The 19,621-nt window shown below is 45.6% G+C and carries 18 protein-coding genes; 6 read left to right on the top strand and 12 right to left on the bottom strand.

The features are described from left to right. Positions 1-33 precede the first annotated feature (33 nt). From K0O23_RS02170 to K0O23_RS02150, 5 genes are all read right to left on the bottom strand, one after another. Positions 34-2,709 (bottom strand): TonB-dependent receptor, encoded by a 2,676-nt coding sequence (locus K0O23_RS02170; RefSeq protein ID WP_219875728.1) that lies wholly within the window; start codon positions 2,707-2,709, stop codon positions 34-36. A 445-nt stretch (positions 2,710-3,154) separates the two neighbouring features. Beyond that, the gene (locus tag K0O23_RS02165; protein WP_219875727.1) at positions 3,155-3,334 is read right to left on the bottom strand and encodes a hypothetical protein; all 180 of its coding nucleotides are present in this window, start codon (positions 3,332-3,334) and stop codon (positions 3,155-3,157) included. A 125-nt stretch (positions 3,335-3,459) separates the two neighbouring features. Continuing rightward, complete coding sequence (locus tag K0O23_RS02160; RefSeq protein WP_219875726.1) at positions 3,460-4,452, bottom strand: AAA family ATPase; 993 nt, start codon at positions 4,450-4,452, stop codon at positions 3,460-3,462. 246 nt (positions 4,453-4,698) lie between these two features. Beyond that, the gene (locus K0O23_RS02155; protein WP_219875725.1) at positions 4,699-5,082 is read right to left on the bottom strand and encodes a hypothetical protein; all 384 of its coding nucleotides are present in this window, start codon (positions 5,080-5,082) and stop codon (positions 4,699-4,701) included. 306 nt (positions 5,083-5,388) lie between these two features. Next, a complete protein-coding gene (locus K0O23_RS02150; RefSeq protein ID WP_219875724.1) occupies positions 5,389-6,489 on the bottom strand; it encodes a hypothetical protein in 1,101 nt (366 codons plus the stop codon). Between the two features lie 34 nt (positions 6,490-6,523). Between K0O23_RS02150 and K0O23_RS02145 the strand changes: the two genes are divergently transcribed. The 4 genes from K0O23_RS02145 to recO all read left to right on the top strand — a co-directional run bounded on the left by K0O23_RS02145 (position 6,524) and on the right by recO (position 10,766). Further along, the gene (locus tag K0O23_RS02145; RefSeq protein ID WP_219875723.1) at positions 6,524-6,847 is read left to right on the top strand and encodes a 2Fe-2S iron-sulfur cluster-binding protein; all 324 of its coding nucleotides are present in this window, start codon (positions 6,524-6,526) and stop codon (positions 6,845-6,847) included. A 247-nt stretch (positions 6,848-7,094) separates the two neighbouring features. Continuing rightward, the gene (locus K0O23_RS02140; RefSeq protein WP_219875722.1) at positions 7,095-7,688 is read left to right on the top strand and encodes a thymidine kinase; all 594 of its coding nucleotides are present in this window, start codon (positions 7,095-7,097) and stop codon (positions 7,686-7,688) included. A 33-nt stretch (positions 7,689-7,721) separates the two neighbouring features. After that, the gene (gene porZ / locus K0O23_RS02135; RefSeq protein WP_219875721.1) at positions 7,722-10,052 is read left to right on the top strand and encodes a type IX secretion system anionic LPS delivery protein PorZ; all 2,331 of its coding nucleotides are present in this window, start codon (positions 7,722-7,724) and stop codon (positions 10,050-10,052) included. Beyond that, positions 10,053-10,766, top strand: a complete 714-nt coding sequence (gene recO, locus K0O23_RS02130) for a DNA repair protein RecO (RefSeq protein ID WP_219875720.1) — start codon at positions 10,053-10,055, stop codon at positions 10,764-10,766. It begins immediately after the preceding gene. Between the two features lie 68 nt (positions 10,767-10,834). Here the strand turns inward: recO and K0O23_RS02125 are convergent, their stop codons facing one another. From K0O23_RS02125 to K0O23_RS02115, 3 genes are read right to left on the bottom strand one after another with little or no spacing between them, the layout of a single operon-like run. Next, a complete protein-coding gene (locus K0O23_RS02125; protein ID WP_246596871.1) occupies positions 10,835-11,386 on the bottom strand; it encodes an FKBP-type peptidyl-prolyl cis-trans isomerase in 552 nt (183 codons plus the stop codon). Positions 11,387-11,405: 19 nt separating this feature from the next. Then, complete coding sequence (locus K0O23_RS02120) at positions 11,406-12,365, bottom strand: FKBP-type peptidyl-prolyl cis-trans isomerase (RefSeq protein WP_219875719.1); 960 nt, start codon at positions 12,363-12,365, stop codon at positions 11,406-11,408. A gap of 23 nt (positions 12,366-12,388) precedes the next feature. Continuing rightward, positions 12,389-13,414, bottom strand: a complete 1,026-nt coding sequence (locus K0O23_RS02115) for a DHH family phosphoesterase (protein ID WP_219875718.1) — start codon at positions 13,412-13,414, stop codon at positions 12,389-12,391. 230 nt (positions 13,415-13,644) lie between these two features. On the opposite strand from K0O23_RS02115, the gene K0O23_RS02110 reads away from it, so the two are divergent. Then, positions 13,645-14,064 carry a nucleoside-diphosphate kinase gene (locus K0O23_RS02110; RefSeq protein WP_187066851.1) on the top strand — a complete coding sequence of 140 codons (420 nt, stop codon included), beginning with the start codon at positions 13,645-13,647 and terminating at the stop codon, positions 14,062-14,064. Positions 14,065-14,210: 146 nt separating this feature from the next. On the opposite strand, the gene K0O23_RS02105 is transcribed toward K0O23_RS02110, so the two are convergent. Continuing rightward, on the bottom strand, positions 14,211-14,516 hold the full coding sequence (locus K0O23_RS02105) for a LysM peptidoglycan-binding domain-containing protein (protein WP_219875717.1): 306 nt from the start codon (positions 14,514-14,516) through the stop codon (positions 14,211-14,213). 190 nt (positions 14,517-14,706) lie between these two features. Here K0O23_RS02105 and K0O23_RS02100 point away from each other — a divergent pair, with 190 nt between their 5' ends. Continuing rightward, positions 14,707-15,126: a lipocalin family protein gene (locus K0O23_RS02100; RefSeq protein WP_219875716.1), complete on the top strand. Its 420-nt coding sequence runs from the start codon at positions 14,707-14,709 to the stop codon at positions 15,124-15,126. A gap of 81 nt (positions 15,127-15,207) precedes the next feature. Here the strand turns inward: K0O23_RS02100 and K0O23_RS02095 are convergent, their stop codons facing one another. The 3 genes from K0O23_RS02095 to dxs form a co-directional block, all read right to left on the bottom strand. After that, positions 15,208-16,365, bottom strand: coding sequence for an MFS transporter (locus tag K0O23_RS02095; protein ID WP_219875715.1), 1,158 nt, complete (start codon positions 16,363-16,365; stop codon positions 15,208-15,210). Between the two features lie 110 nt (positions 16,366-16,475). Beyond that, positions 16,476-17,243: an alpha/beta fold hydrolase gene (locus tag K0O23_RS02090; protein ID WP_219875714.1), complete on the bottom strand. Its 768-nt coding sequence runs from the start codon at positions 17,241-17,243 to the stop codon at positions 16,476-16,478. A gap of 351 nt (positions 17,244-17,594) precedes the next feature. After that, positions 17,595-19,508, bottom strand: coding sequence for a 1-deoxy-D-xylulose-5-phosphate synthase (gene dxs, locus K0O23_RS02085; RefSeq protein WP_219875713.1), 1,914 nt, complete (start codon positions 19,506-19,508; stop codon positions 17,595-17,597). Positions 19,509-19,621: the final 113 nt, after the last annotated feature.

Below are 19,621 nucleotides of genomic sequence, written 5' to 3'. Positions count from 1 at the left end.
TTAATTCAATATGAAGGATAATTTATCTAATTGTTAAAATTTGTATGATACACCTAGATCGAACAGCAAGCCTCTCTTGTAGCTGCGGATAATTACACCTTCCGTAGCTTTGTCGGAGCCGGCGCCTTCTCTTGTAAGTTTGTAAGCCGGGTTCAAAAGGTTTCTGGCTTTCAAGTCGAATTTAAGCTTCTCGTTAAGGTCCACAGAGGTAACAAAGTCCAGAGTAGTTATACTTTCCTCTATCAGGTTATTGAAACCACGCGTGCCGATGGTGTGCACTTTGTCGCTCAGGTAGTTTAGCACCAGTGCCGATGTTAAGTTGACATTATTCTCCGTTACCAGATTATAGGTCAGGTCGGCGTTAAATATGTAAGGTGCGGCGCCCTCCAGGGTAGACGAGGTATTCTGCACGAAGAAGGTTGGGTCTAGCTCTACGTTTGTGTAGATATATGAGGCGTTCAAGCCAGCATTGAAGCGATGCTTCTCAGCAATGTTCATCAGAGATCTTCTAACTTCAACTTCTATACCAGTGGCTACTGCATGGTCTGATATGTTGTCGTAGGTTCTTAGTCCCGCTGAGTTGCCCTGATCTACTCTTGCAATCGGGTCTAGTATATGCTTGTAAAAACCGTTGACCGATAACTGATCCTCCGGCGACATGTAGAAGTCCCATTTCAGATCGAAGTTGTAGTTTGTAGATACCTCCAGGTTCGGGTTACCATTTTCGTTTCCATCGATTCCAAAGTAAATGAAAGGTGATATCTCTCTATCCTGAGGCAAAGTGTATGTGCGGCTTACACCTGTTCTGATGTGGTGTTTTTCGTTCAGTTCATACTTGGCGTTCAGGCTCGGCGATAGGAAGAATTCGTCTATGATGTTTGAGCCTACGTCGGCGCCACGGTTTACTCTGTAATTGATTTTAGTATAAACGTTGTCTGCGCGCAAGCCTGTGTTTAAAGTAAGCTTGTTTCCGAATTTATGTACTAAGTCAACATACGCTGCGTGGTTGTTTCTTTTCACATCGTATGTATCATTGAAGGATTCTAACTGGAAGTCGCCGTTGGTCAGGGTTTGCTGGTTCAGGTGCGGGTCCAGGCGGATGTTGTCCAAATCAAATGTTGGAATGTTACTCTGTCCGCCTGCCCAGATAATGTTATAGATTGGTGCAGAGAAATCTTTGGAGCTTATTCTGCCGTCGTAGCCTACTTCTATGTAAGACAGTTTGTCGGCGTCTGTTGAAAGTGCGTACTGCAGGCTGGCTTTAGGTATAATAGCCGTTTCAGTTATCTTGCTGTTGAAGCGCTGCACTCTTCCTTCGCCTACACCCAGCTGCACCGTGCCACTTCCGGCCGAAGGCAACATAATAATTCTGCGGTCAGGCTCTTGGCCTATGACATTGTTTACGGCAGCGCCTACGTTAAACGTAATTCTGTCGGTCAGGTCGCCGTTCCAGATCAACTGGTTTATAAACACCGAGTTATCATTAAGTTGTAAGCGTCTGATGTGTCCTTCGGAGTTATATTCATCGGCTACCTGAAACAGCTCGGTTTCCTTGCCATAAAAGCTCATAGCAGAAGATGCGGCAGTGTGAAGGTATAGCGAGTTAAAATTCAGTTGGCTCTTGTTCAGGTTAAATTCGAAGTTACCGGATAGCATATGCGAAGCAGTTCGGATCGATTGCTGGTAGTCGAAATCGCGGAACGGGTTGTCTGGGTTGGTTGCCGTAATGAGGCGGGTAACGCCCTCCTGGTAATGGTATTTATTATCCATTGTACCGACAATGAAAAAACGGTGTTTGTTCAGGAAACTGCTGCCGCCCGATATGCTTATGCCGCTGTTCAGCAATGGGTTTTTCTGTAATGGGTCAAGAGAGTTATTGAATGAATAACTATTGAGGAACCGCTCTCCAAACTGGTTTTTCGGGCCATTTGTCGCCGTAATATAACCAAAGCTGTTCATGCCCTCCGGAAGCGAAAAGTCGCTGCCTGGCACCTGGGTGTTTATACCTGATGAGATGCCAATCTGAAGCGCCTGGTCGTTAACAAGTTCTTTTGAGTTGATATTGATCAGAGCGCCTCCAACGTCTCCATTCATAGACGATGTAAACACCTTGCTCACGTTCACCGACTGAATCATATCGCTCGCGAAGAAATCAAGAGAGATATTCTTATAAGCAGGATCTTCAGATGGTATGGCAAAGCCGTTCAGGGTGGTGGTATTATAGCGGTCGCCTAGGCCGCGCACAAATACGTTTTTTACACCGTCTTGCTTGGAAATGCCCGAAATTTTAGCAACCGCGCTCTCTGCATTACTTACACCTTTGCGGGAGAGTTCCTGTGCACCAATCGACTGCGTTGCAATAACAGCTTTTTTCTGGTCGAGGAGTAAAATGTGCTCGGCTTCTCTATTTCCTTTTGCGGTAATTGTTACCTCCGATAGCTGTGCAGTGCTCTGCTCCATCGCCACATCAACTGTGGTAGGTTTGCCTGCCGCAACGGTTACATTAGAAATTGTTTTTGGAGTATAGGAAAGGCTGTTTACTTCTAAGGTATAAGTGCCTTCCTTCATGTTATCGATACGGAAATTTCCGAAGGCGTCGGATGGTGCTCCAAGCCCTGTACCCTGTACTTTTACGATTGCCCCGATGAGCTCTTCGCCTGTCTTGGCATCTTTCACGGTGCCTTGTATACTACCTGTCTGTGCGTACACACTTATAAAGGAAGATAGTACTAAAAATAGAACTGTGGTGAGAAATTGTCGCATAATGTTTATAGTCTTTTTATGCGACAAAGGTAGACGGGCTGTATTACCTCAGTATTATGAGGAAGTTAACTTTGTATTAACCTGATGATTTTTTGGTGTAAGCGGTTGATATATAGGTTGGTGTATCGTTTTGATGGTTTAAAGGGAATCTGGCTGATAGATTGTGCCATACACATTCGGCAGGAATTTATAGGTTTTAACAAATTAGTAATCTTGCAGTAACCTGCAGCTAATATTGCTGCCCTAGATTTGTTCCATCAATTCTGCCTTCATAAAAAACTGGTTGCACATGTATGGGTGAGAAACATCGTGGCAATCATTAGCAGAGCGGATTAGTCTCCCACTTTGCGCGAAGCCCGCCAATTCGGCGGGTTTCTTTTTTTAGCTATACTTAGAAAGTAGACGTAGGGGCATCGCCGCCGCAGGAACGCAGCACGAACACGATGATAACTATAATCAACACCAGCCCTAAGCAACCGGCACCCAGGCCACAGCCGCCCTTGCCGCCTGCCGTGCCGCCACCTCCAAAAAGTTTCCTGAACAAGTATAGTTTTAGTAAACCTCTCCACATAAACCTGAATTTGAGTACAAACAATAAGACCCAACTGGCTCTAGTTGGGTCTTATCTTTACGTTCAGGTATATAATTGCGTTTTAAGCTATGGCTTTAGCCCTGTTTTTATAGTATGGTTTATACTTAACTGATAGGCACTTTACGAAGTATGGCCTCTATAAAATCTTTGGCTGTTATGCCGTCGGCTTCTGCCTCGTAGTTAAGTATAATGCGGTGGTTCATGATGTCGTGTGCTACTTCCTTAATATCCTCCGGTAGTACATAGTCGCGTTCATCAAAGTATGCCACAGCTTTGGCAGCCCTGTTTAAGGCTATACTTGCCCTTGGCGATACACCAAACTGTATGTATGGCGCAAATTCGGCAAGGTCATACTCAGCAGGCCGGCGCGTGGCAAAAACCAGTTCTATAATATACTTTTCCAGCGTCTCAGATATCTGTACCTGGTTAATGTCGTTGCGAATATTAAAGATGTCTTCTTTTGAAAGTACCTTCGTTACAGAATCCTGGAAAGACATGTTAGCCATGCGGCGCATAATCTCCAGTTCATCTGCCTTCTTCGGATAGTCGATGTATACTTTCATCATAAAGCGGTCTACCTGCGCCTCGGGTAGCGGATAGGTACCTTCATGCTCTACGGGGTTTTGGGTAGCCAACACCAGGAAGGGGAGGTCTAGTTTAAAGGTTGTCTCGCCTATAGTTACCTGTTTCTCCTGCATTGCCTCCAACAGCGCCGACTGTACTTTGGCCGGAGAGCGGTTCACTTCGTCTGCAAGTATAAGGTTAGCAAAGATCGGCCCCTTCTTTACCTCAAAAGCTGAGGCGTTCTGGTTATAGATCATCGTTCCTATCAGGTCGGAGGGCAACAAGTCTGGGGTAAACTGGATACGCTGAAAATCCAGCCGCAGTGCTCTGGCCAGCGAGTTGATGGTAAGTGTTTTGGCCAGCCCTGGCACACCTTCAAGCAGAATATGGCCGCCTGTAAACAGCCCTATCAGCAAGCGGTTTACCATGTAATGCTGGCCTACTACTGCTTTGCTTACCTCACTAAATACCTGCTTTATCTTTAGTTGGTGCTCTTTCACCTTGTCTTCATACATCAGATCGTCTGCTGCCATACTGCTTCAGGATTTTTAAAACCCCTAAATATAGTAATTATTGTGCTTGTGTTGTTAAATTATTGGTTAGTGAGCTTATGCGAGTAAAGTAGCGTGTTTGTCAAGTTGTGATTTGCCTGGCCTGTTTAAGTACACATTATCTATTATGTTACTATTGCTCTGATCTTTTTATAAAGCCTTGATGTAAAACAGCAAAGCCTTTCCGTATACCGGAAAGGCTTTGCTGTATGTATACGGATCTATACTTTAGCTGGTTAAATAATAATCTCCTTCGTGGCCATGGGCACGCTGGTTTTTGAAACGTGCGATATCTGCCTGCATATTGTCGTAGATCTCCTGAATTTCCTCTGAGTCGTTTGTAAGAGGCTTTATATGCTCACTCAGTAACTTTGCCGCCAGCGGGTAAAACTTGGAGTCATCTGTATTTTTGGCATTAACTTTAAATGAACCAACAGCGCTCTCCAGTTTCTTCAGATCCGGGTATTTCCCTTTAAACTCCTGAATGGTGTCCCGAAGTTTTTCCCGTATCATCAGATACACATCTTCCTCAAATGTCATTCCGAGGTCGTCATCATCCTCGTCGTCATAGTCAGTGGAAAAATCCTCGTCGTAGTCAAAATCGTCTCTCATGGCTGATAGGTTTCTGTTATTTATCTGTAGTACGGGTTAAGTTTTGGTTTGTGTCGGTGCTTTTTGCATTTCCCCTGAAAATACAAGCGCCTTAAGTATAATTACAAAGTGCGTTTGCGCATCCGAAGTGCATAATTAGTATTTCGCGCGATTATTTGCAACAGGTGCTTTGCACTCATCCAAAACTGTTGATATGATTTTAGTGCAGTAAGCTTTTAATGTTGTTTGATCTGTACTGATACTGAGGGGAAAATAAAAGGCCCCGGCTAAAGTATAACCGGGGCCTTTTGTAAATTTTATTCAGGTTCAGGAAAACTTTCTGTCGATAAGCCGGAGAAGCTTGCTCACATGTTCCTGCTTTTTAGACCAGTCATACTTCACGGCCACTTCCTGCATAACATAAAGTTTCGCAGCTTCGGCATCGGTATACTCATCGAGCTGCTTTACTGTTTGGTAATAGGTCATGTTGTCGCCTTCAAACAGCTCGTTTATAAAACTAAAACGCTGGTTAATAGAGATGGAATTCTTAAGCGAATCTATTTTACGGTTGCTGTGCGCATCGGCCAGCGAAGTTGGAGACGCTTTCCGGAAATTATCGTTCAGGGTAGGACGCTGGTTAGCCACGCTTTCTTCTTCACCGTCTTCATCTTCTCTGTAAACAGGCTTTGCTGTTGGGGCAGAAGTTTCGCGCTGTGCGTTATGAATAGGTGCTACTACTTCTTTTTCTTCTATCGGGGCAGCTGGTGTAGGTGCAGTTCTGCTAACTGGTACAGCTGTTGGAGCGGGTTTACCCAGCACCTCATTTTCGCTGATAGCAAGCAGGTTGCTAAGCTGAGCTATTAAATCAGAAAGCGAAGTGCGGCTGTTCTGGTTGGCGTTTAAGTATAGTTTAAAGCGGCTTAGGATATACTCTCTGTCGCGGTTGCCCGGCGAAAGCGTTTCTATAAAGCCGGCAAAAAGATGCTTGTCAATATCAATGTACTTCAGGTTCTCTTGCAGCTTAGGTAGCGTGATTTCCTCCTGTATGCGCAAAAACTTTTCTTCGAAAGTAACCATGGGGGCCAATACCACTATAAACGTATCATAGATAGCTTTCTGCAGCAGGGGCTCAAATGCATTGCGCTTCATCAGAATTTTGCGCGAAAGCACATTCATAAAATTAAGCAGGGCCACTTTTACTTCTTCGTGCTCATAGTCGAAGTATGGGCTGCGCAGGGTTGCCATTTCCTGGTGCCATTTAAGCAAAAGCTCTTTTATCACAAATAGGTTAGTCTGCTTTACAGGCGTAAAACCAATAAGCTGAGGGCCATTCAGGGAATCGTGGGTTGCAAAATGTCTGTCGCAAAGCAGATTTGCCAACTGTTTGCTATACTGCTCTAGGTGTAATTGATTATATTTGTCTTCCATAGGGAGTCTCTTTCTTCTGTAAAGTTATAAAATTATGCCAATGTTGACGGTGCAAAACCTTTCCGAACTTAAAGTAAAGGTCGGAGAGGGGCAAACGCTGCTCAAAGCCATACAGGCCGCGGGCATGGACTGGATGCATGCATGCGGAGGCAAAGGGCGCTGCACCACCTGCCGGATCATTGTTGTGCAGGGCATGGAGCATTTGGGGCCGCTGACTGAAGGTGAGAAACGTTACCGGAGCAACCATCGCCTGAAAGATAACGAACGATTGACCTGCCAATGTACATTAGAGAACGGCGACGTTACCGGGAAAGTGCCGGAGCAAACAAAGCTGCCACACATGAACTATAGCGGTTAGAGAGTTTAGGAGGTAGAGAGGTAAAAAGTTAAAAGGGTATAGAATTAAAGAGGTATAAATGTAAAGACGCCATATCGTTATCAGTTGTTGGTTATTCGTTATTCGTGTATGGGAATGTAGAGACGCAATACTTTGCGTCTTGTCAGCTACGAAACAGAACAGTATAAGCAACCCAACCTCTAACATTTGACCTTTAACAATCCAGCAATTCAAGATTTAGCCATATATAATTACCACATAAAGAACAATGTTTATTGAACCACGCGTAGGCAACGGAAGGCAAACTACCAGAAGAGGATGGATAGAGGTAATCTGCGGGTCCATGTTTTCGGGAAAGACGGAAGAATTGATCAGGAGGCTGAACCGGGCCAGGATCGCAAAGCAAAAGGTAGAGATTTTTAAGCCTGCCCTGGATAAACGTTATCACGACGAGGATGTGGTATCGCACAATGCAAACTCTATTCGCTCTACGCCTATAGATTTTGCCCAGGATATGCTGCTGCTGGGCGGTAGCTGCGATGTAGTGGGTATAGATGAGGCACAGTTCTTTGATGAGGGGCTTGCAGATGTATGTGCAAAACTGGCAAACAGTGGCGTACGTGTTATTGCAGCCGGCCTGGACATGGACTATTTAGGCAAACCGTTTGGTCCTATGCCGGCTTTAATGTCAGTGTCGGAGTATGTAACCAAAGTGCATGCTGTTTGTGTGCAGTGTGGCGATATTGCCCATTACTCGTTCCGTAATGCGGTGTCGGAGCAACAGGTGCTGCTCGGCGAAACAGACTCGTATGAAGCACGCTGCCGCCATTGCTTTGTAGAAGGAATGAAAGCTAAAAAATAGCTTTTCCGTAGGTCAGGCCCTAAAGATAAAGGTATGAGTCAGCGCAAGCCATATAGTAAGGTTCTTAAACTTTTGTTTAGCCTTTTGCTTTTAGCAGGCTACGGGCAGAGCTATGGGCAAAGTAGCCTGGCTCTTGGCGGCTGGCGGCTGCATGTACCATACCACCAGAGTAAAGCTATTGCCGTAACCGATGATAAAGTATACGTTGCCGCAGAGCAGGGCCTATATTACTACGATAAGGAATTCAACTCAACACAGACCATCTCTAAAATAGATGGCTTAAGCGAGCAGCAGATCAGCACAATCGTTTTTGATAAAGAAACCAGCACACTTGTAATAGCCTACAGCAATAGCAATATCGACCTTGTCCAGAAAGGCAAGATCATTAACATCAGTGATATACTTCGCAAACCTATATCTGGTGAGAAGAGAATTATTGATGTGAGCATTCATAACAAGCTGGCTTTTATATCGAGTACATTTGGTGTGGTGGTGCTGGACCTGGTAAAGCATGAGGTGCGTGACAGTTACCGTAACCTGGGGCCGAACGGCGAATCTGTAACAGTGCGTGCAGCAGCAGTTTTAAGAGACAGTATTTACCTGGCCACTAACCTGGGGGTACTGGCATCTAAGTACAGTAATACAAACCTGCAGGACTACCATAACTGGTCCAGTGTAAATGCCGGACTGCCTGCACCTGGTACAAGTGCATCTAAACTTTCTGTTTTTGATACCAAGCTATACTTAAGTATGGCCACTGGCGGAGTTTATACTTTGCAAAATGGATCGTGGGCACCCTCTTCTGTAGTTGTTAATGGCATCGTTTCATCTTTTACCGCTACTGATAAATATCTTAGTATAACTACTCCTACTGCGGTTACTGTTGTGGCTAAAGACAGGTCAGTAAGAACTTATACACACCAGTTGCTTAAAAACGCCAGAGAAGCGGAAGTAGAAACAAACGGTACTATTTGGGTTGCAGATAGGCAATCCGGGTTGGTGCGCATAGACCAAAGTAGTACAGAGGCAGCCGCCTTTACACCAAACGGCCCTTATAGCTCTAACAGCTTTAAAGTATATGCTTATGGCGGTAAAATGTATGTTGTAAGCGGGGGCTATAGTTCAGCCTATTTGGAGTCAGGGTTGGGAGACGGATTTTATGTATATGAAAATGGAAATTGGGAAAGTTTTAACAGGCAGCTTTATCCCAACAGTAATGACCAGCTTAATTTCCAGGACTTTGTTTCTGTTGTTGTTAATCCGGTAACTAACAAAACATATTTTGCCAGTTATGGCAGTGGCTTAATAGAGTGGGAGAGCATTAATCAAATTAAAAGATATGATGGCCGGAACAGTCCGTTAATGAGTGCCTTGTCAACGACAGAAAAAATAAGTTACGTTCGGATTACCAGCCTGTCTGTAGACACAGAAGGCAATGTGTGGGTTGTAAACAGGAATCAGTTTGCAGGATCTCCGGGCCTGCATATGCTTAAGCCGGATGGCACCTGGAAGTCTTTTGTGCTGCCAGGTGTAGCTGATGGCAGTAACCTGGATCAGATTCTGATTGATGACTATGGGCAGAAGTGGCTGTCTATAGCGCGAAGAGCAAACAGGATAAGTGGCCTGGTTGTGTTTGATGATGAAAAGAACAAGGTGCGCCAGCTATCGATAGGGAATGGAAGTGGTGGATTGCCCAACGGGGATGTGTATACGATAGTAAAAGATTTGAATGGCGATGTTTGGGTTGGTACTGCCAATGGCGTTGGGATATACTATAACCCATCGCTTGTTTTTACAGAGCAAAGCTATGATGCCCGCATTCCGATTGTGGATAGAAGGCCTCTGTTGGATGGCCAGTTAGTGAGGTCTATTGCAGTGGACGGGGCTAACCGTAAATGGATGGGCACCGATAACGGCCTTTGGCTTTTTAACCCGGAAGGAGACAAGCTTATCCGCCACTTTAATTCATCAAACAGTCCGTTGCCATCAAATAAAGTAGTATCGGTGGCGGTAGAGCATACAACAGGGGAGGTGTTTATTGCCACTGATGCCGGAGTAGCCTCATACAGGGGAGAAGCAACCGTTACCGAAGAAAAAACAGATTGCGCTACGGTGTTCCCGAATCCTGTTCATAAAAACTATACTGGTCTGGTTGGGGTATCTGGGTTGCCTAACAATGCCAATATCCGCATAACGGATGTCGCTGGCACACTTGTTTACAAAACCAGGGCAACCGGCGGCACACTGGCCTGGGATGTCCGCGATTATAACGGAAAACGTGTAAAGGCCGGCGTATACCTGGTTATGAGTTCCAGCGACGATGGCTCCCAAACCTGTATCAGTAAAATAGCCGTACTGGATTAAATGCTAGTAAAAACAAGGGGTATCGTACTTAACCATATCAAGTACCGCGAGTCTTCCATAATCGCCAGAGTATACACCGAGCAGTTGGGAGTGCAGTCCTATATTATAAATGGAGTTCGCAAAAAAGGCAGTGGTTCCCGTATTGCATTGTTCCAGCCATTTACCCTGCTCGATATGGTGGTTTATACTTCGCATAAGGGTGGGCTTACCAGAATTTCAGAGTATAAGAGCGCCTACCCCTTCAGCAGCATTCCGTTCGATATTTTAAAGAGCAGCATTCTGTTGTTTCTGTCTGAGGTTGTATCCAAAACGATAAAAGAAGAAGAAGAAAACCAACAGTTGTTTAATTTTTTGTACCAGTCTATTATTTTTTTTGATGAACAGCAGGAGCATTTCGAGAACTTTCATTTGGTGTTTTTGCTGCAACTAAGCCACCATTTAGGGTTTGGCCCCAGTTCTGGTGCTGAGATTGTAGAGCAGGTGGCTTTCTCGAGCAATGCACAAAGTGCTACAGCAGCTCCATCGGTGTTGGCTATACAAGCGCACGAAGAGCTTTTTAACCAGCTGTTAAATCTTTCTGATGGTGCCCATGTGCCGAATGGCAGGGTAAGGCGCGAACTGCTATCTATACTTATCCGATACTACCAATTGCATGTAGACAAACTGGGCGAGATAAAATCATTGGCCATACTTTCGGAGGTGCTTTCTGAGTAAAGCTATACTTCTTAAAAACAGAAAGGGCGCTATACTTTAGCGCCCTTTCTGTTTTATGTGTGGTACCCTTACTTAATTCTCAATACTTCAATATCGAAAATAAGTACGGAGTTAGGAGGAATGCTGCCCTGTCCGTAGGGTCCATATCCCAAATGGGAAGGAATAAATAATCGGGCTTCCTCACCTACTTTCATCAGCTTTACACCTTCATTCCAACCCTGAATAACACTTAACTGTGTTCCTTTTTCATCAACTACAAAGGTATGCGGTTTGCCTCTGTCATATGAAGAGTCAAACTTGAAGCCATTGGTAAGTTTACCTATATAATGCGCCTCTACCAGATTGCGAGTTTTAATCTCGGCACCTGAGCTAGGTTTAACATTAAGCAAGTAAAGCCCCGACTCTGTTTTAATTACTTGTGTGGTATCCACGTTGTTATCGCGGAAATACTGACGAATAATTTGCTCGTCAATCTTCTTCTGCCCCTCCACGTCAAAAACATAAGGGTTAACGTCATCACCGCCGCAGGCTGAGAAAGATGCAGCCACCAGCACAAAAAGGAATACCTTAAGCGAAATGCTGCCTTTGGTTGCCCATTGGATTAGGGTTTGCATTTTCATAATAATAAAGTATAAAAGGTTACTGCTTGTTAACTTTTACCAGCTCTATATCAAAACGAAGTATAGAGTTAGCTGGCATTTCCGGTCCACGGTCCTGCTCGCCGTAAGCCAGCGGAGAAGGTACAATAAGCGTGGCTTTGCTGCCTTCGTTTAGTTTCTGGATAGCCTCATCCCAGCCACGTATAACCTGGCCCTGGCCTAATGTAAACGTAAACGGCTCGCCGCCAGTCATCGGGTTGTTGTAAGACGACTCCATTTCTTTGCCATCTAAAGAAGAAAGCTTGTAATGTACAGACACCTGATCGCCGGCAGCTGCCTGTGGGCCTTTGCCGGGAGTATTTACTTTATAGTATACGCCAGACTCAGTTTTCTGCAGACCGGCCATATTCTGGTTTTTGATATACTCCTGAATTTTCTGATCGTCTACTTTAACTTGCTTCTCGGCACGAACAGCAGCTTCTTTCATCTGCTCTTCAAACATCTTCTGCTGGTCAGCAATCGCTTCATCTCTTGACTGTATTTTTTCGGCCTTGATGAAGAACGTTAACTGAGAACCTGGCTTAATGAACGGAGGAAGCGGCTGGTTAAATGTTTTAGCGAAAAGCGAATCGGCATTTACTTTAAATACACCGCTGTCGCCGGCAGACATCATCATAAGGGCGTGCTCCAGGCTGCCTTTAAATGTTGGCTCCATCACTGGTATCATGATAGGCTGGTTTTGCGTACGTGAGTCGAAAAGCACAGAGTCTTCTGCGTTTTTGTAAGACATCTGCATCGTTACCACCTGGCCAACTTTGGCGCCGGTTGTATCATCTGCAGATACCTTTCCTTTGTTTTCGTACTCGCCTTTATCGTTTTTCTCGTAGATTTTATAGGTCAGGCCATCAGCCGTAGTATAAAACTCATCTTTTTTGTCGCAAGACTGCAACAGGAGTGCGCCAGCCAATACAGGCAGCAAAAATTTAGTTTTAGATAGCATTGGTTATAAGTTGAGATAAAATTCTAATTATTTTCTGTAGCCTGCAGCAATTGCTCTTTATATTGAGGCAGCAGGCTTTCAAATTTGGCAACAGTAGCCTCCAATGTGTCCATGGACATGCCGCCTGCGGCATTTTTATGCCCTCCGCCGTTAAAGTGGGCGCGGGCAAACTCATTGGCCGAGAAACTGCCTACCGATCGGAACGACATCTTTACGGCTTCTTTACGATCGATGATGAGGGCTGCAAAAACAATGCCCTCAATAGATAGCGCATAGTTTACAAGGCCTTCCGTGTCGCCTGTTTTAGAGTCATATGCCTTTAGCTCGTCTGCAGTGATGGAGATATACGCCGTTCTGTACTCGTTAAGCACTACCAGTTTATCCTTCAGGGCATAACCCAGGAAACGCAGGCGCAGTTCCGAGGAGCTGTCGTAAATAAGGCGGTGTACATCAGATGTGCGCACACCAATCTGCAACAGGTCTGCTATAATTAGGTGCACATTTTTAGAAGTGCTCGGGTGCCTGAAAGAGCCTGTGTCTGTCATAATACCGGCATAAAGGGCTTCACCTATTCCCGAATCTATCAGGTCGCCGTCGCCTAGTGCCTTGATCATGTCGTACACGATCTCGGCGGTTGCGGCGGCGGATGTGTTTGCATAATCCAGGTCGGCAAAGTCTTCGGGTTGCAGGTGGTGGTCTACCAGTACCTTGGTGCCTTTGGCATGACGGATATACTCGCCCATCTCGTTTATGCGCGACAGGTTATTAAAATCAAGGCAGAAGATAACCTGCGACTCGTTTATGATGCGCTGTACTAAAGCATCGTTTTTCTGAGAGTACACAATCACGTCGTCGTTGCCTTCCATCCAGTTCAGGAACGAAGGATAATCCGAGGGTGTGATAACTGTTACGCGGTGCCCTTTTTTCTTCAGGTAGCCTGCCAGTCCCAGCGAAGATCCCAGCGCGTCGGCGTCAGGTTTGTGATGCGTGGTAATCATCACTTCTTTAGGCTCTTGCAGTAACTCTTTCAGAGCGTTGATATTGTGCATACTATAGATTTAAATCCTCTGATTAATAAGGATATAAGGCGCGAATTTCTGAATAAAATAGTTCTAAAGCAATTATATGCGCTGTGAAGCCATATTTTAACAACATTTAAAAACTGTGATGCTAAGAAAAGAGTTAGGAAGTATATCTTAAAAGTATGCCTGATATTGCCCGAAATCTCCTACTTTTGCAAACCAAAATCAAGATATATAAACCAAACCATTAAAAAGATATGGCCGGAAACATCACATTCACCATGATTAAGCCTGATGCCGTGGCTGATAACCACATTGGCGGCATTACTAAAATGATCGAGGAAGGCGGCTTCCGTATTGTGGCAATGAAAAAAACAAGATTGTCTGAGGAGCGTGCCGGTAAGTTTTACGAGGTGCATAAAGAGCGTCCTTTCTACAACGACCTTGTAAAGTATATGTCTAAAGGCCCGATCGTGGCAATGATCCTAGAGAAGGACAACGCTGTAGAGGATTTCCGTACGCTTATTGGCGCTACTAACCCGGAGCAGGCTGCAGAAGGCACTATCCGTAAAAAATACGCTAAGTCTATCGAGTCTAACGCCGTACATGGTTCTGACTCTGACGAGAACGCGCAGATCGAAGGCGACTTCTTTTTCTCTGCTGACGAGCGCTTCTAGTTTTTAGAAGTATACTTATTGATTTGAAAGGCCTACTGAGCATTGTGCTTGGCAGGCCTTTTTATTTGTTGCCCTGGCTTAAAAGTATAATAAAATAGCCGGCCCCTGTTCAGGAGCCGGCTATTTACTTTTTACGCACACGAGTTTTAGTCGCGCGGTATCACAAAGCGCTGTCCCGGACGTATCAGGTCAGGGTTATCGCCTATTTTTTCTTTGTTAGCATTATATATTTTGGTCCAGGCGTTAGCGTTTCCGTAGTGCTTTTTCGCGATCTTGGAAAGCGAGTCGCCTGACTGTACCGTATACACATCCTGGTTTGCAGTAGGATCTGTGATTTTGTTCATGTCGCTTTTGTTAAAGAACCCATGACCTTCGCCCGGCTGGCCCGGAGTTCCGGGTTGCTGCTTGGCAGGTTCTTCTTTTCCTTTTTTAAAAAAATCTCTTAGTCCCATATCTCAATATTTTAAAATCTGTTTTCAATAGTATGGCTACTATACACCCAAAGCCACATACCTAAAATACGCCAGATTAAATACTTAGTTGTGACGTTAAATTCCGTAACGGCAAGTGGTGCAAGGCCGTAAGTTAACTCATCAGCTCCTGAAATGGGCTGTTTATGAATTGAACCAAAACTTTAAAACTATGAATGCGAAAAAATTTAACATCCGCTCAGCCTGGACCAAACTGATAATGATGCTGCTGGTTATGTTGCTGTGGAGTTGCGGGGGAAATGACGAGGTTGGTACTGAAAGTATGATATCGGGTGCCAGCAGTAAAACATGGAAAGCGGATAAAGAGATGAACGCGGCCGGTGATAAGGATAAGCTAACCAAGGACGAAAAACAGGAGACCATGCAGTTTTATTCTGACGGACGTTTTGCCCTGGGCGGCGGCGGCTCTTTGCAAACCGGCACCTGGACCTACGACCAGACAGCCAAGCGCCTTAGCCTTCAGTTCGAAGGCCAGGATATGACAGAAAACTTTGAAGTAACCAAGCTCACAGATGACAAAATGCATTTAAGAGCAGCAGATGGTTCTGTGATGGAAATGGAAGCAGAGTAGCAACCATAACTGCAATCTTAAGTATAGCATATTACGTTTCGATTTTTTGCGGCAGCCTGTGTAACAGCAGGCTGTCGTTTTTTATGCCCTTACCAATCTGCGTAGTGCCAGTAGCCCCAGCAATGGCCCAACAGCCAGCCACACAAAAGTATGGGCCGGCGGCATGTTTTGCAGTAACCAGCCTGTAAACTGTATGCTTACAATAGTAATGGCAAAGCCTATACTGGTAACAACAGTAAGCGCTGTGCCAACTAGATGAGCAGGCGCTGTTCTGGCAGACAATGCAGAGAACTGCGGTGAGTCTCCGGCCACTACTACACCCCAAAACATCAGAAACGGCACGATGAAGTATGGCTCCTGAAGTATGAACACCGAAGCCACGCAGCACAAACCGGACAGCAGCAACTGCACAAAAGCTACTTTAGCACTTCCCCGGTACTGTGATAAATATCCGCCGCCAATACAACCTACTGCCCCGGCGGCAATTACGGCAAAACTATATAGCGACACCTGGCTGGCAGAAAGCTCTGGTAAAGTATAGGTAAGTATAAATGGCGTAAAGGCCCACAAGGTATAAAGCTCCCACATGTGGCCAAAGTATCCGAAAGCAGCAGCCCTAAAGTCTCGTACCTGAAACACCTTTAGCATATTGCGGGCATCAAACTTAGCGCCTTTGGTCAAGTGTGGGCCATCCGGCACAAGCAGGTACATAAGTATGCCCCCAATAGCGGCAAGTATACTTACTGCCAGCAGCATAGCCTGCCAGGGTAATGTAGCTCCCAAGCCACGAAGTAAATGCGGAAATGCCGTGCCCAGAACCAAAGCACCTACTAAGTAGCCAATGGCTTTCCCTAGTTTGCCGCTATACCAACTGGCAGCTATCTTCATGCCCACCGGGTATATGCCAGCCAGTAAAAAGCCTGTAGCCGCACGAAGTATAAGCACGCCGGTTATACTTGTAGCAGCAAACAAAACCATAACATTTGCAGCAGCCCCAAGCAAAGCACAAATCAGGAATAGCAACCTTGGAGACACCCTATCAGCCAGTGAAAGTATGGCAAAGCAAAGTGTACCAAGTATAAATCCGAATTGTACTGCCGATGTAAGCAAGCTCAGCGCACCCTCCTGCAGTTGCAGCGACTTCTGCAGTTCCGGCAGTACCGCATTACCGGCAAACCAAAGCGAGGTGCCCGCAAACTGCGAAAAAACAATAACAGGAAGTATGCGGGAAGGAGTCATTAAAGAGTTGTGACTTTTGAATGAGTAAATGAGTGAATCCTGTTTATCTTTTCTGATCCTGAAAATCTTGATTCAGACAACAACCAACAATTAAAAATCAGCCATTAAATTTACCCATAAATCGTCTCGGCGAATTTCTCAATGGCTTTGCGGGTTTCGTAGGTGCGCTCAAACATACCCATGTGCCCGGTTTTACCCAAAAAGTTTACCATACTATTGTTAGGCAGGTGGCATTGCTCCAGGGCTTTATCAAGCGGAACGGCTCCGTCTTTTTTACCGAATATAAATAGCACCGGACACTTTACATTTTTTAGGACATCAGTTCTGTCGGGTCTGTCGCGCATGGCAGCCAGGCCGCTGGTTATACTTTCTTTGGGTGTGTTCTTGCCTATCTCCACCATCAAATCAATTTCTTTACGCAGTTTTTTACGGTTATCAGCATAGAACAAAGGCTTTACAAACGACTGCATAAACTTAGCTACGCCATGCTTCTCCACAAACTCGATGGTCTTGTTGCGGTTTTCTTTTTTCTCGTCGGTGTCGGGTAGGGCAGAGGAGTGGAAGAGGCAAAGCCCGTTAAGCATTTTCTCATACTTCTCGGCAAAAGCCATACTTACATACCCACCCATGGAGTGGCCTATCAGGATGCATTTTTTTACACCTTGCTCATCTAACTGGCGCTTCACATCGTCCGCCATACTTTCCATGCTGTATTCGTGCACACTCTGTGTGTTCTCGCCAAAGCCAGGCAGGTCTAGAAGTATGATTCTGAATTTATGCTCCAGCGGTTTTGTAAATGTCTCCCATACTTTGGTGCTCTCGCAGAAGCCGTGCAGGAAAACAAGTGTGTCGGTGGGGTGAGTATGTGTTTTTGTCATAGATCAGGATTTGCAGGATTATTAGATGGACAGGATAACCTTCAAAAGTATAAAATTAGTTAGGATTTAACTTTTGTTGTATTGTTCGCTTGTGATTACTTCGTAGGGACAGGTCGCGACCTGTCCGAATCGTGCATGAGCAATCGTTGCCAAACTGTACACAGATAATTGTGTTGGTATAAATTTATACTTTGGAAGTTATATCGCAAAGTATAATTTCTTGTCTCATCGGTGAGGTTGTCGCGCGGACAGGTCCCGACCTGTCCCTACGAAGTATAAACAAAAAAAGCCCTGCAGCTTCTTAAAACTGCAGGGCTCAAGTCTTTTGTCCTTTGTCAAATAACCCTCTGTCTAAGAAACCGCGACCCCGATCATTTCACGTACCGTACGTTCAATATCTTCCGGGGCAAAGCCTGCTTCGCGGTGCAACTCCATCTGCGAGCCGTGCTCAAATATCTTGTCCGGAATACCCAGGCGCTTTACCTGCGAAGTATAGCCGTTATCCACCATAAACTCCAGTACAGCACTACCAAAGCCGCCTTGCAGGCAGCCGTCTTCTATAGTAATCACCTTGTCATACTTTGAGAATATGTGGTGTAGCAGTTCAGCATCCAATGGCTTGCAGTAGCGCATGTCGTAGTGGCCTGGGGTAATGCCATCGTAAGCAAGTTTTTTGCAAACATCAACAGCATAGTTACCAATGTGTCCGAAGGTGAGTATGGCCACTTCTTCGCCTTCCTGTATCGTACGGCCTTTGCCTACCTGCTGCAACTCCAATGGAGTTTTCCAATTTGGCATAACACCTTCGCCGCGTGGGTAACGGATTGTGAATGGACCCATGTCCTCCTGCGAGGCAGTGTACATCATGTTACGCAGTTCCTGCTCGTTCATAGGGGCGGCTACCACCATGTTTGGGATGCATCGCATGTAAGCTATGTCGTAAGCACCATGGTGTGTTGGACCGTCGGCACCGGCGAAACCGGCTCTATCGAGGCAGAAAACCACGTTCAGGTTCTGTAGGGCCACATCGTGCAGCACCTGGTCGTAGCCACGCTGCATAAAGGTACTGTAGATATTACAGAAAGGCACTAAGCCTTGTGTAGCTAAACCAGCTGAGAACGTAACCGCATGCTGCTCGGCAATGCCCACGTCAAAAGCGCGATCTGGCATGGCCTTCATCATAATATTAAGCGAGCAACCGGATGGCATGGCAGGCGTTACACCCATAATTTTAGGGTTCTGCTCTGCCAGCTCCACCATCGTGTGGCCAAAAACATCCTGGTACTTCGGAGGCTGTGGCTTGTCGTGGTGTGTTTTATAGATTTCGCCTGTAATCTTATCGAATAGGCCTGGTGCGTGCCATTTGGTCTGGTCTTTTTCGGCCAGTGCGTAGCCTTTGCCTTTAGTAGTTAGCACGTGCAATATCTTCGGACCCGGTATGTGCTTCAGGTCTTCCATTACCGATGCCAGGTGGTTCACGTCGTGGCCGTCAATAGGGCCGAAGTAACGGAATTTAAGGCCTTCGAACAAATTGCTCTGCTTTAGTAAAGTAGCCTTAATGCCACTCTCTACTTTAGAGGCTATCTGTTGTGCATTCGGGCCAAACTTGCTGATTTTGCCCAGCACGTTCCAGATCTCGTCGCGCACTTTGTTATAAGTGCGGGAGGTGGTAATGTCAGTTAAATATTCTTTAAGCGCGCCCACATTCGGGTCGATGCTCATGCAGTTATCATTAAGCACCACCAATAAATTAGCGTTGGCTACACCGGCGTGGTTCAGGGCCTCAAAGGCCATACCGCCTGTCATAGCACCGTCGCCGATAACAGCAATGTGCTGTCGGTTGTCCTCGCCTTTGTACTTTGAGGCCACAGCCATACCCAAAGCCGCCGAGATAGACGTGCTGGAGTGGCCTACGCCAAATGTATCGTATTCGCTTTCTTTTCTTTTAGGGAAACCGGAGATGCCGCCATATTTGCGGTTTGTATGAAAAACCTCACGACGGCCAGTTAAAATCTTATGTCCGTATGCCTGGTGGCCTACGTCCCACACCAATTGGTCGTAAGGTGTATTGAAAACATAATGTAATGCCGTTGTAAGCTCCACTACGCCAAGGCTGGCACCAAAATGCCCGCCATGTATCGAAACAACATCAATGATGTACTGCCTCAACTCCTGCGATACCTGTAGCAATTGCTCTGGCTTGAGCTTGCGCAGGTCGGCAGGTGTGTTGATGGAGGCTAGCAACTCTCCGGGTTTAATGATCATAGAATTGTCTTTATAGACCTCTAACAAAATATTTCAGCGAAAGTTTACAAAGCACAAATTGTACCCTTTTAGCGAACTCGTAAAGTTAATAAAATTAAAAATACGGCCACCTA

The sequence above is a fragment of the Pontibacter aydingkolensis genome, from assembly GCF_019443125.1.
GTDB lineage: Bacteria > Bacteroidota > Bacteroidia > Cytophagales > Hymenobacteraceae > Pontibacter > Pontibacter aydingkolensis.
Note: the sequence above shows the minus strand (reverse complement) of the source record. Positions and strands in the feature narration are given on the sequence as shown.